Genomic DNA, 12,904 nt, shown 5'->3' on the forward strand with positions numbered 1-12,904 from the left:
TGACCGCAGCCTCCGAACGTCGAGCCGGTGCGGCTCCCGGAGCCGGCGACCGTTCGCCCAGAGAGAGGCGATCACGCCGGGATCCCGAGGGGCGTATGGCTCTGAAGGATCACCTCCGAGAGCTTCGCAATCGCCTGCTGATCTCCTGCGCAGCTGTGGTGCTGTGCGCCGTCGCCGGAGGCTTCCTCTACGACTGGATCTTCTCCGCCATCGCAGAGCCGGTCCTCAGCTATGCCGCCGACGACGAATCCCGCCAGGCTGCCATCGCCTTCAACGCGGTCGGCCAGCCCTTAGACATGCTGGTCCGGATTGCAGTGTTCGCCGGCATCGTCATTTCGTCACCGGTCTGGCTCTACCAGATCTGGGCATTCATCATGCCTGGCCTGCGGAAGACGGAGAAGCGCTACGCGATCGGATTCATCGCAGCCTCAGTGCCGCTGTTCCTGGCGGGCATCTGGTTGGCCTATACAGTGCTGCCCCAGGCGATCCGGTTCTTCTTCGCGCTGAACCCCGAGGGGACCACCAACTTCATCGCCCCGGATGTCTACTTCACGTTCGTGCTGCACCTGTTCCTCGCCTGCGGCGCTGCCATGGTGCTGCCGGTCGTGCTCGTCGGGGTGAACATGATGGGTCTGGTCTCCGGCCGCCAGATTCTGCGCTCCTGGCGATGGGTGGTCATGCTCATCGCCGTCATCTCTGCGATCGCCGCGCCTGGAGGCGAGGTCATCACCATGTTCATCATCATGGCGCCCCTGTGCCTGCTCTTCGGCCTGGCGATCGGTCTGACGCTGCTGCTGGACCGTCGTAAGTCGAAGAGGCAGGCTCAGGACCCGACGTTCGCCTGAGCGCTGAGGCTGCGCAGGAGTGCGTCCTGCTCCTCCAGGATCAGCCGGCGCAGTGCACGCGGGGCGTCCGGATTCTCCTCGAGCCAGGCGGCAGTGCGGACGGCCGCCGGATGCTCGGAGGCCGTCTGGCCCGGCTCAAGGTGCGCGACTGACGGGAACAGGCCGCGGACCACACGACCAGCGTTCCCGAGCGTCATGGAGCCCCACACGCGGTTCAGCGAGGCGAAGTACTCGGGCTCGTAGCCGGAGGTGAGATTCTGCGGGTCGGCCCCGAATCCGTCGATGACAGCTGACAGATGATCGTTGGAAAGCTCCTGGCCATCTTCGTCCGTGCCCGAAAGGGCCTGCTGGAGGGCAGAATCCTTCACCCTGCGTTCCGGTCGGGATGCCAGTGCCATGCGGTGGGCGATCGCCCCGCGGGCTGTCCGCTTCGCCTCAAGCTCAGCATCCACATGTTCCTGCGCGGCTCTGCCGTGGGCCACGAGCGCCTGGAGGAACGCCCACCGCAGCTGCTCGTCGATCTCCAGCCCCAGGATTCCGTGCGCGGAGGCCTCGCCGTCCAGAAGGCCCGCGAGCAGGTCCAGCTGGGATCCATGCCTGAGGGAGAGGGACGCCAATGTCCTTGCGGCAGCCAGCTGCGCATCCCCGCCGTTCTGCTCCGCGATGAATTCCGCCAGCCGGGCGGCGAACCGGCTCTCGACATCCTGCCGATGAGAGGCCGGGGTGTAGCGCTCCGCAGCGGCGTCTGCCTGGCGAAGCAGCGAGGAGACCACGGCCGCCTCAGGTATCTGAAGACCCAGCTCGGACACGGCCTTGATGAATTCTGGAGCGGGCAGCTCACCATCGCGCACCATGGACCACATGGAGGCCCACACCGTCGCTCGTGCCAGTGGGTCATTGAGCGGCAGAGTCAGCGCTGCGGCGACTGATTCCGGGTCCAGGCTCAGCTTGGCATAGGTGAGATCCTGATCGTTGGGCAGGACCAGGCGCGGCTGGTCCTGGGGAACCACCAGTCCCGGCACCGGTGTGAGACCGTCGGGAGCCTCAGGGCTGATCTCCACGGGGGCGGAGGAGTGCAGGCTGAGCTGCCCGTCATCGTCGAGGACGTACAGTCCGACCTCCACCACGTGAGGGCGGGCGATCTGGCCGCCGGTGGACGGGTCGGTGCCGGTCTGACGGATGCTCACCGCGTCCTCGGACACCTCGACCTCGAGAATCGGAATGCCTGCTGTCTCCAGCCATGCCTGTGACCAGGCGTGCATGTCCTTGCCCGTCGTCTCGTGGAGCACGCTGAGGAAGTCGCTGAGGCCGGTGTTTCCGAAGGCGTGCCGTGCGAAGTATCGCTGGGCCGCTTGGCGGAACGCGTCGCGCCCGGCGTAGGCGGCGAGCTGCTTGAGCACACTGGCGCCCTTGGCGTAGGTGATTCCGTCGAAGTTCTGGTGCGCTGCCTGAAGGTCAGGAATGTCGGCGACGATCGGATGGGTGGTGGGGAGCTGATCCTGGACGTAGGCCCACGCCTTCCGACCGTTGGCGAACGCGACCCAGGCGGTGTCGAAGTCCGTGGCCTCGTCAACAGCGAGCGAGCCCATGTAGTCGGCGAAGGACTCCTTGAGCCACAGATCGTCCCACCAGTGCATGGTGACCAGGTCGCCGAACCACATGTGCGCCATCTCGTGCATGATGACGTTGGCGCGCAGCTCATGCTGGGCCTCCGTGGCGGCGGTGTCGAAGATGAGCCGCTCGGTGAAGACCACCAGGCCCGGGTTCTCCATGGCGCCGGCGTTGTACTCGGGGACGAACACCTGTTCGTACTTCCCGCGGGCACTGCCCTCGGCGTTGGGCTCGGCGCCGCCCCACGGGTAGGGGTACCCGAACTCCTGATGGAAGAAGGTCAGGCCCTGCTTCGTGATGGTGAAGAGGTTCTCAGCGTCGAGGTGGTCGGCCATGGCTCGGCGCACCAGCACCGTGAGGTGCAGAGTCAGGTCTCGATCGGGGTGCGCCCACTCGTCCGTCACCTCATGGTACGGACCGGCGATGAACCCGATGAGGTAGCTGGACATGAGGGCGGTCTCGGCGAACGTCACCGTCGTCATGCCCTTGCCGGCCGTCTCCTGGGATGAGACGGGAGAGTTGGAGCGCAGCAGCCAGGCATCGGGGCCGGTGATGCTGAAGGTGAACCTGGTCTTCAGGTTCGGCTGATCGAAGACCGGGAGTATTCGCCGGGCGTCGGCGGACTCGCACTGGCTGTACAGGTAGACGCTGCCGTCCTGATCCTCGTACCGGTGGAGGCCCTCGCCCGATCGGGAGTACCTCGATGTGGCGCGCACGACGATGGTGTTCTCGCCGTCTGCCAGGCCGTCGAGCTGGATCCGTGCGTCCCCCGCGGCTGTCGAGGCGTCGCGGTCCTCGCCGTTGATCGTCAGCGCTTCGACCGATGCGCCGAGGTAGTCGAGGAACGGAGTCTGCTCGCTGGCCGATGCATCGTAGGTGATATGCAGAGTCGCCTCCACGGGGAAGGTGGCCGCAGCGGGCCGCTCCGCCCCCGACAGGTCCAGATGGGCGGTCACTGACTGCACGCTCACAGCGGCAGCGCGTTCGGCTGCCTCGTGGCGGGTCAGGTTGTCGTCATCGAGCCGGCTCGCGTTCTCACCTGGGGCTTCGGGCGTCTGCGTCATACGTGCCATTCAAGCACGCCTCGGGCCTGACCCGCCTGCGCAGCTCGCCCACCGTGGGACCGCGGCGGCTCACCAGCGGTGGTGGACCTCGGGTTTGATGCGCCGTTCGTAGAGCTCTGCAACGGCCTCGAAGAATCTCTCCGGGAGCGCGTTCATGGTGCCGGCTTCGGCGTTGGTCTGCGCCTGGGCGGCATTGCGGGCGCCGGGAATGACGGTGGAGACCCCGGACTGCTGAGCCACCCAGCCCAGGGCGGCCGTGGGCGGGCGCCACCCGGTGTCCCGGGCGATCTCCGTGAACTCGCGGGCAGCTTCGACGCCGTTCTCGAAGTCGACCCCGGCGAACGTCTCGCCGACGTCGAAGGCCTCTCCCCGCCGGTTGAAGCTTCGGTGATCGTCGGCGGCGAACGTGGTGTCCTTGCTGTACCGCCCAGCGAGCAGGCCGGAGGCCAGGGGCACACGCGCGATGATTCCCACCCCGGCTTCCTGGGCGGCGGGAAGCACCGCCTCGAGGGGCTTCTGCCGGAACGCGTTGAGGATAATCTGCACCGTTGCCAGGTTCGGCCGTTCGATGGCTGTGAGCGCCTGATCCACGGTCTCCACGCTGACTCCGTAGGAGGCGATCGCCCCCTCCTCGACGAGTGTGTCCAGAGCGTCATAGACGGCATCCGAGGAGAACACGGCGTCATCGGTGGGGCAGTGCAGCTGGACGAGGTCCAGGGTCTCCACGCCCAGGTTCTTCCGAGACCTGTCGGTCCATGCACGGAAGTTCTCCAGGGTGGCGTGCTCCAAGGTCGGCTCCGGCGCGCGGCGGATCATCTTGGTGGCGACAGTGCCCTTCCAGTCAGGGTTGGACCTCATCCACTGTCCGATCCTCTGCTCGCTGCGGCCGTCGCCGTAGACATCGGCGGTGTCGAAGAAGGTGATGCCGCTCTCCGCCGCCGCGTCCAGGACCCCATGGGCATCAGCGTCGGAGACGTCCCCCCAGTCTCCGCCGATCTGCCACGTGCCGAGGCCGATGACAGAGACGCTGCGTCCAGTTCCTCCAAGAGTGCGAGTATCCATACTCAGGAGGCTACACCGGCGGAGCGTATTCTGCGCAGGGTCACCTCAGGGTGGTCCCGCCCGCCTGAAGGTCCATCGGGCGGCGTCTGCGCAGAAGCCGCGGCGGGTGCATGCTCAGCATGATCAGCACGTTCGCGGCCACGACGAGTCCGATTCCGGCCCATGCCATGAGGGGCAGATCCTCAGCGAGGAAGACCGACCCCAGGAGCGCGGCGAAGAGAGGGTTCAGCGACATGCCTAGCCCGAACACCAGCGGGCTGATGTGACGAAGCACGATGAGATCCAGCGAATAGGGGACAGCAGTGCTCAGGACGCCGGCCGCCGCGGCGAACAGGTACGCCTCCAGCGGAGGCTGGACGCTGATGACTATTCCGATGGCGAAGGGAACTGTCATGACGGAGGAGAGAATCGTCGCTGCGGCCGTTCCGGTCAGCCCCGGGACGCGCCGACCCACCACCCTGTTGGTGAGGATGTAGCCGGCCCAGCAGACAGCCGCGAAGAGGGCGATGCCCAGGCCGACGAAATCACTGGTCGGGCTGGGGCGTGTGAGCAGGACGACGCCGAGAAGCGCGATGGCGGCGCACCCTACGTCGCGAGCTCGGCGTGAGGCCGCTATGGCGACGGCCAGCGGACCGAGGAACTCGATGGTCACCGCCATGCCCAGGCCGATCCGGTCCACAGCCGTGTACAGAGCGGTGTTCATCCCCGCGAAGAAGAAGGCGAGAAGGGCGATGGGCCCCCACTGGGCGCGGGTGAGCCGGTGCAGGCTGGGGCGGGCGAGGCTGTTGAGGACCAGCGCAGCAACTACCTGCCGCGCGGCCACCACACCCAGAGGCGTCAGGGTGGGAAAAGCAAGCGATCCGATCGCTGCGCCCGCCTGGGTGCTGGCTGCGCTGGTACCGATCATAGTGAAGCCCCGCCCTGGGCGTCCCTGGAGTCCGCTGCTCATGCTCACGAGTCTCAGTCAGACGTCCGGTTGCGCATAATGCATGCACTCTGTCTGCTATACGCTGAGTGTATGGATTGGGATCTGCGCCACGCACAGTGCCTCATCGCGATCGCAGACGAGGGGACGCTGACGGACGCCGCGATCACTCTGGGCATTTCGCAGGCTCAGGTCTCGCGCAGGCTGCGGGCGCTCGAGGAGGCGTGGAACGTCCAGCTGGTGCGTCGAATGCCCCGGGAGGCGGCCCTGACCGAGGAGGGGCGGCGCGCGCTTCCCCAGGTGCGAAGCCTGCTCCAGCTCGCCGCAGCGGCGGAGCAGACCGCCCGAGGCGCCGTGCAGCTGCGGCTCGGCTACGTCGCCACCGTTGCCGGGGGGCGCACGCCGCAGCTGCAGCGGCTGTGGCGGCGGGACAATCCCGAGTCGGATCTTGTTCTGGTGCACGGCCGCGCCCCGAGCGCAGGGGTGGCTGAAGGGCTCGTCGATGCTGCGGTGGTGCGTTCCGTGCCCGAGGGGCGACGGTATGGGTCTGCGGCGTTGGGGGAGGAGGCGCTGATGGTGGCGGTCGCTGATGACGACGTCTGGGCCGACCGGGGCGAGGTCGCCCCTCATGAGTTCGCCGGCCGCCCTCTGGTGCTCAATACGGGGTCGGATGTGCCGCTGGATCGGGCGTGGGGAGCCATCCGGCTCCCCACCGGCACTCGTGGTGGATTCCACCGACTCGTGGCTCGACGCCGTGGCTGGGGGGCGGGGCATCGGTGTGACGACGTCCGCAACCTCACAGCAGCACCGCCCGGAAGGGCTGCGCTACCTCAGGATCGCCGGAGGTCCGACCGCCCAGGTATCGATGATCTGGCCGAAGCAGGCTCCGAACCCGCTGGTAGGGGCCGCGGAGGTGCTTCTCAGCCGGCTTTTCGCTCAGTGACCCGAACTGCTGTTCGACCCCGGACCTCTCCGGCGAGGATCTTCTCAGCCTGCGAGAAGACGTCGTTCAGGCCTATCGTCTCGGTCATCTGGTCGAGGAGATCGAGGGGCAGATCCGTGCTGAGCCGGTGCCATACGCGTTCGCGCACCGCCAGCGGCTGTGTCACGGAGTTGACGCCTCTGAGGGTCACGCCGCGAAGAATGAACGGCACCACGCTTGTGGGCAGGTCCGTTCCTGCGGCGAGTCCGCATGCAGCCACTACGCCCTCATTCGACGTCTGGGCGAGGACGTTTGCCAGGGGAGTGGAGCCGACGCTGTCCACGGCGCCTGCCCATCGGGCCTTCTGCATCGGTTTTCCGGGGTCGGCGAACTCTTCACGATGGATGACGTCGGCGGCGCCGAGGCCGCGCAGGTAGTCGCCATGCTCCTCCACGCGCCCTGTGACGGCCGTGACGCGGTAGCCGAGCCGCGCCAGGATCGCCACGGCCACGGAGCCGACGCCCCCTGAGGCGCCTGTGACGACGATGTCGCCGGACTCGGGAGTTATGCCCCCGTCCTCGAGGGCCAGGACGCAAAGCATCGCCGTGAAGCCCGCTGTGCCGATCGCGGCGGCACGAGAGTGGCTGATGCTCTCGGGAACCCGAACGAGGTGATCTCCGGACACCCGCGCCCTCTGGGCCAGGCCGCCGTGCTGCGTCTCACCCAGGCCGTCGCCGGTCAGGACAACATGATCGCCGGCTGCCCAGCGCTCGTCCTCGGAGGAGACGACGGTGCCGACCAGATCGATGCCTGGGATCAGCGGTGAAGCGCGGACGACACCGGGCTTGCCGGCAATGGCCAGACCGTCCTTGTAGTTGATTCCCGAGTGGGTGACATCGATGGTCACGGCATGGGGGCTGAGGAAGTCGTCCGACAGCTCCCTCACTTCCGCTGTGTGCTGAAGGATCTTGCCCTTCTCGGTCTCCTGCTCGATCACTGCGGCGTGGAAGCTCATGTCCGCCACTGTAGTGATTTCCCGTTCGGGGGGAAATGGGTGGGCGGGCTCCGCGCCGCAGGGCAGGCGCGCTGAGGCCCCGGCCGCATATGCGAACCGGGGCCTCAGCGTCAGACGCTCAGGGCGCGCTCAGCGCTTGCCGCGCTTCTCCAGCTGCGAGAGGGCCAGGCCCAGTCCGAAGAAGGTGGGAGCCCAGTGACCGACGAAGATGCCCCACCGGTCTGCCTGCGGCTTGGACTCGTCGCCGGCGAAGCGGGAGATGACCCAGCTGCCTGCGGAGACGCCCACGGAGATGAGGGCTGCGTTGTACGCGTGCTCTGAGCGGAAGCCGAGATCGTGAATCGTCTGCAACATGCTGGAACTCCTTTGATATTGGGGTCCCCACATCATGCACAGCCTGAGATGAGCACCCCCTGGATGCTGCCCGCACGTACCCTCCAGCGTGCGTTCGGGGGCTTCAGCGCAGGCGAGGTGGGCGGGTGGCCCACAGCACGCCGGCCACGAGCGCCGGTTGGAAGGGCAGACGAATCGCGCGCTTTCGGTCGGTGTCCAGACCGAAGCCGTCGCGCCGGTGGTACCACTGGGCGATGTTGCCGGGGAAGATGGCCGTGAAGAATCCTGCGGCGACCCGTCCCACCGTTCGTCGATGCCTGCCGGGGAACACCAGTGCGAGGCCCAAGCCGACCTCGCAGACGCCCGAGGCGAGGACCGTGGCGTCCTTCGACAGCGGAACGAACTCCGGCACCTGGGCCTGGAACTCTTCGCGGGCGACCGTCATGTGGCTGACACCTGCGCCGACCAGCGCGGCCCCAAGTGCGATGCGAGTCGAGCTGCGGGCGAAGGAGGACCGGGCGAGAGGGGTGCCGTGTGTGCTCATGCCGGCACTCTACGCCCGCCCGCGCAGCAGTCAGGTGTACGGGCGGTGCACATTGAGGGGAGCGTATGGGCTCGAAGCAGTGGGGGACAGGTGCGAGACATCGCCACGGCTCTTGAGTGCGCCGAGAGGGACTCGAACCCCCGACACCTGCGGTGTAAACGCAGTGCTCTAACCAACTGAGCTATCGGCGCGTGCTGGATGCGGTCACCCAGTGTAGCGGAGACGCAGCTGTCAGCAGCTACTCGCGCAGACCTGCCGCCTGAGCCTGTTCGGCTGCGAAGAGCGCAGCGCCGACGATTCCTGCGTTCTTCTGGAACTTGGCCACGGACACCTCTGCGCGCAGGCCCGTCACGTAGGGAAGGAAGTCATCAGCCCGAGTGGAGATGCCCCCACCGATGATGAACTGAGACACCGGTTGGATGCGCCACAGGTGCGCAAGATATCGAGCCAGGCCCTTTCCGTACTCGTCCCACGGCTGTTGGTTCCTCTCCCGGGCACGTGCGGAGAACACCGTCTCTGCTACCACGCCGTCGAGCTCCACGTGACCCAGCTCAGAATTGGGAACAAGCACACCGTCATGGACCAAGGCTGACCCCACCCCGGTGCCCAGGGTGATCATCATGATGGTGCCGCTCTTGCCGTCGCCGGCGCCGTAGCGGGCTTCCGCCAACCCTGCAGCGTCCGCGTCGTTCAGGCACGCTGTTCTGCCGGGAAGGGCGCTCAGGAGCTGGCCTGCGTCGCAGTCGATCCATGAGGGATCGATGTTGGCCGCGGACAGGACTACGTTATCGATCACAATCGCCGGGAATGTCACTCCCACCGCGAGCTGCTCCTCCGCGGGGCACTCGGGGTGGGAGGCGAGCTTCTGCAGCACCCGGTCCACGGTGTCCCGCACGGCCTCAGGAGTAGCTGGCTGGGGCGTGTCGAAGCGGACCCGCTTGCTGATGAGGTCTCCCGCCTCGAGGTCGACGATGCCGCCTTTGATCCCTGTGCCGCCGACGTCGACGCCGATCGCGCAGCGCGGGAGATCCCTCAGCGCGGCGCTCGCCGGGCCGAGAGCTTCAGCGGCCGGGGCGCCCCCGGCAGGACGATTCACAGCAGCAGAGGTCATGGTCCCTCTTCTCCTCAGGCGTTCTCGGTGGGCAGGGTCAGGATCTCTGCGCCGTCTTCAGTGACAACCAATGTGTGCTCGAACTGAGCAGTTCGTCGGCGATCGCGCGTCACCGCCGTCCAGCCGTCCTCCCACAGCTCGAACTGGCGGGTTCCCAGAGTGATCATCGGCTCAACAGTAAACACCATCCCGGGCTCGAGCGGCTGCGAGTATTCGGGAGCCGCATCGTAGTGGGGGATCACCAGCCCGGTGTGGAAGGCGGGGCCCACGCCGTGGCCGATGAACTCGCGCACCGAGCCGTAGCCGAACCGTCGTGCGTAGACTTCGATGGCTCGTCCGATCACATTGATGGGACGGCCGGGCTTGACCGCGCGGATGCCCCGCATCATGGCCTCGTGCGACCGTTCCACGAGGAGTCGCGATTCCTCATCGACCTCGCCGACGGTGAACGTGACGTTGTGGTCGCCGTGCACACCGTCGAGGTAGGCGGTGATGTCCAGGTTCACGATGTCGCCGTCGGTCAGCACGGTCGAGTCAGGGATGCCGTGGCAGACCACTTCGTTGACGGAGGTGCAGATGGACTTGGGGAAGCCGCGGTAGCCCAGGCAGGAGGGGTATGCCCCGCGCTGAGTCAGGAAGTCATGGGCGAACGCGTCCAGCTCGTCGGTGGTGACCCCTGGCTGGATGAGCTTCCCGGTCGCGACCATCGCGTCGGCGGCGAGCCGGCCGGCTGCTCGGATCCGTTCGACGGTGGCCTGATCGAAGGCGTCCGGTCCGGTGTAGCTCTCGGGAGCCTGCTTTCCGACGTACTCCGGCTGTGGGATCTGCGGCGGCACCGATCGTCGCGGAGAGACTGTGCCTTTGGTCAGCGTGCCGACAGGGGCGGCGGAACCAGCTGGTGACATGCCTGACAGCCTATCTGCTCCGGCCCCGCTGCATTCCCGTCGCAGAAGGGCATGGGCGTATCCTGAGCGCATGTCTGAGTACTGGTACAACGTGACCACAGGTGAGGTGGAGGAGGGACGGAGGTCCAGCTGGAAGCACCTCATGGGGCCCTACTCCAGCCGGCAGGCCGCTGAGCAGGCGCTCGAGCAGGCTCATGAGCGGTCCGAGAGCTACGACGAGATGCTCAAAGAGGAGCGAGAGGGCTAGCGGGCGGTCCCGGAGGCGTCAGAAGGAGTGCTCCTCGGCAGGGAAGGCGCCCGACTCGACGTCCTCGCGATACTGGGCTACTGCCTGGTGAACGACCGCTCTCAGATCCGCGTACTGCTTCACGAACCGGGGAACTCGTCCACCATTGAGCCCGAGCATGTCCTGCCACACCAGGACCTGTCCCGTGGTGGCGTTCCCGGCTCCGATGCCGATCGTCGGGACGGTCAGCTGCCTCTCGGCCTCCGCGGCGACGTCGGCGGGCACCATCTCCATCACGACGGCGAACGCCCCTGCCCCCTGCACGGCCAACGCATCATCGATGACCTTCTGTCCAGCCTCGCCGCGTCCCTGCACGCGGTAGCCCCCCATGGCGTGCTCTGACTGCGGGGTGAAGCCTACGTGGCCCATGACCGGGATGCCCGCGTCGACGATCGCCCTGACGGCTTCGGCCCTCTCAGCCCCACCTTCGAGCTTGACCGCGTGCACGCCGGCCTCCTTCATGAAGCGAACGGACGTCTCCACAGCCTGCTGCGAAGAGATCTCATACGAGCCGAACGGAAGATCCACCACGACCAGCGGGCGCTGCACGGCGTTGGTCACTGACCGGGCGAACACCATCATGTCGTCCACCGTGATCGGCAGCGTCGTCCCCGACTTCATCATCACGTTGGCAGCCGAGTCTCCCACCAGGAGCACCTCCACCCCAGATTCCTCGAACGCTGAGGCGATGCTCCCGTCGTAGGCGGTCAGCATCGTGAACCTCTGCCCAGCCTCCTTGAGCTGGAGCAGGTGGTGCGTGCGAATGCGAGCGGGGGCGATTCTTTCAGCGCTGCGCTGCCCCGTCTGAGGATCCGCAGGAGTCTTCTCCCCATGCAAAGGTGATTCGGAACTCATGGGTGCAACAGTACTGTGTCTCCGCATTTGGGTAGAGTGACGATCGATAGCACGAAACACCCAGCAGGGAGGCTTGAGCCAATGGATCGCCAGCAGGAGTTTGTACTGCGCACCATCGAGGAGCGCGATGTCCGGTTTGTGCGCCTCTGGTTCACCGACGTGGTCGGGTCCCTGAAGTCTGTGGCGCTGGCGCCTGCCGAAGTCGAAGGAGCCTTCAGCGAAGGACTGGGCTTCGACGGCTCCTCCATCGAGGGACTCTCACGCATCTCCGAGTCGGACATGCTCCTGAAGCCCGATCCCTCCAGCTTCCAGATCCTTCCTTGGCGGGGAGAGGACGAGCCCACGTCTCGTATGTTCTGCGACGTTCTGACGCCTGACGAAGAGCCGGCCGCGGGGGATCCGCGACACGTGCTGAGGCGCCAGCTCGATGCCGCTGCGGAGATGGGGTTCACCTGCTACACCCACCCAGAAGTCGAGTTCTATCTGCTGGACTCGGACCGCCCTGACAGCAGCGGGAGCCTGCACCCCGCTGATCAGGCCGGCTACTTCGACCACCTGACCGGGTCTGTGTCCCAGGACCTGCGGCGCCATACCGTCAACATGCTCGAAGCAGTGGGCATCTCTGTGGAGTTCAGCCACAACGAGGTGGGGCCGGGCCAGCACGAGATCGACCTGCGCTACGCGGACGCTCTGACCATGGCCGACAACATGATGACGTTCCGCACCATCGTCAAGGAGGTGGCGCTCCAGCACGGCAAGTACGCCACGTTCATGCCGAAGCCGTTCAGCGATCATCCCGGTTCGGCGATGCATACTCACTTCAGCCTCTTCGAGGGCGACACCAACGCGTTCTACGCTGCGAACACCGAGTTCAACCTCTCTGCGACGGCGCGTCAGTTCATCGCCGGCGTTCTGACGCACGCCCCTGAGATCACCGCCGTGACCAATCAGTTCGTGAACTCATACAAGCGCCTGTGGGGAGGGGGAGAAGCCCCCAGCCACGTCTCCTGGGGCCACAACAACCGCTCCGCACTGCTGCGCGTGCCGCTGTACAAGCCCAACAAGGGTGGCTCCGCACGGGTGGAGTTCCGAGGCATCGACAGCGCCGCGAACCCATACCTTGCCTATGCTGCGGTGATCGGCGCCGGCCTGAGAGGCATCCGCGAGGGCTACGAGCTGCCCGACCCCACCAGCGAGGACGTCTGGTCGCTGACATCGGCCGAGCGCCGCGCCATGGACATCAAGCCTCTTCCCGGCACCCTGCACGAAGCCCTCCGTCAGATGGAGGACTCGGAGCTGGTCGCCGAGATTCTCGGTGAGCAGCTCTTCGAAATATTCCTCCGGAACAAACGCCAGGAGTGGGACGCCTACCGGGTCAACGTCTCGCCGTTCGAGGTGAGCAGCTACCTCGGCGCGGTCTGATACC

General features: G+C 66.5%; 13 protein-coding genes, 1 tRNA gene and 1 pseudogene. 5 read left to right on the plus strand and 10 right to left on the minus strand.

The window, feature by feature from the left end; all coding sequences use genetic code 11:
• Positions 1-95: 95 nt before the first annotated feature.
• Positions 96-845, plus strand: coding sequence for a twin-arginine translocase subunit TatC (gene tatC, locus FS388_RS11900; protein ID WP_146341605.1), 750 nt, complete (start codon positions 96-98; stop codon positions 843-845).
• Here the strand turns inward: tatC and pepN are convergent.
• From pepN to FS388_RS11915, 3 genes are read right to left on the minus strand one after another with little or no spacing between them, the layout of a single operon-like run.
• Positions 824-3,529 (minus strand): aminopeptidase N, encoded by a 2,706-nt coding sequence (gene pepN, locus FS388_RS11905; protein WP_246836212.1) that lies wholly within the window; start codon positions 3,527-3,529, stop codon positions 824-826. The two genes, tatC and pepN, sit on opposite strands and share 22 nt — an antisense overlap.
• 60 nt (positions 3,530-3,589) lie before the next feature.
• Positions 3,590-4,582 (minus strand): aldo/keto reductase, encoded by a 993-nt coding sequence (locus tag FS388_RS11910; protein WP_146341606.1) that lies wholly within the window; start codon positions 4,580-4,582, stop codon positions 3,590-3,592.
• A 40-nt stretch (positions 4,583-4,622) separates the two neighbouring features.
• Entirely contained in the window at positions 4,623-5,531 is a 909-nt protein-coding gene (locus tag FS388_RS11915) for a DMT family transporter (protein WP_246836213.1), read from the minus strand.
• A gap of 69 nt (positions 5,532-5,600) precedes the next feature.
• Here FS388_RS11915 and FS388_RS13490 point away from each other — a divergent pair.
• Both FS388_RS13490 and FS388_RS13360 read left to right on the plus strand, forming a co-directional pair.
• Positions 5,601-6,119, plus strand: a pseudogene (locus FS388_RS13490) (LysR family transcriptional regulator); the annotation flags it as partial.
• Between the two features lie 58 nt (positions 6,120-6,177).
• A complete protein-coding gene (locus tag FS388_RS13360; protein WP_168198707.1) occupies positions 6,178-6,450 on the plus strand; it encodes a LysR substrate-binding domain-containing protein in 273 nt (90 codons plus the stop codon).
• On the opposite strand, the gene FS388_RS11930 is transcribed toward FS388_RS13360, so the two are convergent.
• The 6 genes from FS388_RS11930 to map form a co-directional block, all read right to left on the minus strand.
• Positions 6,428-7,444, minus strand: coding sequence for an MDR family oxidoreductase (locus FS388_RS11930; RefSeq protein ID WP_146341608.1), 1,017 nt, complete (start codon positions 7,442-7,444; stop codon positions 6,428-6,430). The genes FS388_RS13360 and FS388_RS11930 overlap by 23 nt on opposite strands.
• Before the next feature lie 129 nt (positions 7,445-7,573).
• The gene (locus tag FS388_RS11935) at positions 7,574-7,798 is read right to left on the minus strand and encodes a hypothetical protein (protein WP_146341609.1); all 225 of its coding nucleotides are present in this window, start codon (positions 7,796-7,798) and stop codon (positions 7,574-7,576) included.
• 103 nt (positions 7,799-7,901) lie between these two features.
• Positions 7,902-8,321 carry a hypothetical protein gene (locus FS388_RS11940; protein ID WP_146341610.1) on the minus strand — a complete coding sequence of 140 codons (420 nt, stop codon included), beginning with the start codon at positions 8,319-8,321 and terminating at the stop codon, positions 7,902-7,904.
• Positions 8,322-8,438: 117 nt separating this feature from the next.
• A tRNA-Val gene (locus FS388_RS11945) sits at positions 8,439-8,512 on the minus strand.
• Between the two features lie 47 nt (positions 8,513-8,559).
• The gene (gene ppgK, locus FS388_RS11950) at positions 8,560-9,432 is read right to left on the minus strand and encodes a polyphosphate--glucose phosphotransferase (RefSeq protein ID WP_146341611.1); all 873 of its coding nucleotides are present in this window, start codon (positions 9,430-9,432) and stop codon (positions 8,560-8,562) included.
• A gap of 14 nt (positions 9,433-9,446) precedes the next feature.
• Positions 9,447-10,337: a type I methionyl aminopeptidase gene (map, locus tag FS388_RS11955; protein ID WP_146341612.1), complete on the minus strand. Its 891-nt coding sequence runs from the start codon at positions 10,335-10,337 to the stop codon at positions 9,447-9,449.
• 70 nt (positions 10,338-10,407) lie between these two features.
• Here map and FS388_RS11960 point away from each other — a divergent pair, with 70 nt between their 5' ends.
• Positions 10,408-10,584, plus strand: coding sequence for an SPOR domain-containing protein (locus FS388_RS11960; RefSeq protein WP_146341613.1), 177 nt, complete (start codon positions 10,408-10,410; stop codon positions 10,582-10,584).
• Positions 10,585-10,602: 18 nt separating this feature from the next.
• On the opposite strand, the gene panB is transcribed toward FS388_RS11960, so the two are convergent.
• Positions 10,603-11,478 (minus strand): 3-methyl-2-oxobutanoate hydroxymethyltransferase, encoded by an 876-nt coding sequence (gene panB / locus FS388_RS11965; RefSeq protein ID WP_146341614.1) that lies wholly within the window; start codon positions 11,476-11,478, stop codon positions 10,603-10,605.
• Between the two features lie 81 nt (positions 11,479-11,559).
• On the opposite strand from panB, the gene glnA reads away from it, so the two are divergent.
• On the plus strand, positions 11,560-12,900 hold the full coding sequence (gene glnA / locus FS388_RS11970; RefSeq protein WP_146341615.1) for a type I glutamate--ammonia ligase: 1,341 nt from the start codon (positions 11,560-11,562) through the stop codon (positions 12,898-12,900).
• Positions 12,901-12,904 lie beyond the last annotated feature (4 nt).

Source organism: Nesterenkonia sp. NBAIMH1 (genome assembly GCF_007922635.1).
Classification (GTDB): domain Bacteria; phylum Actinomycetota; class Actinomycetes; order Actinomycetales; family Micrococcaceae; genus Nesterenkonia; species Nesterenkonia pannonica.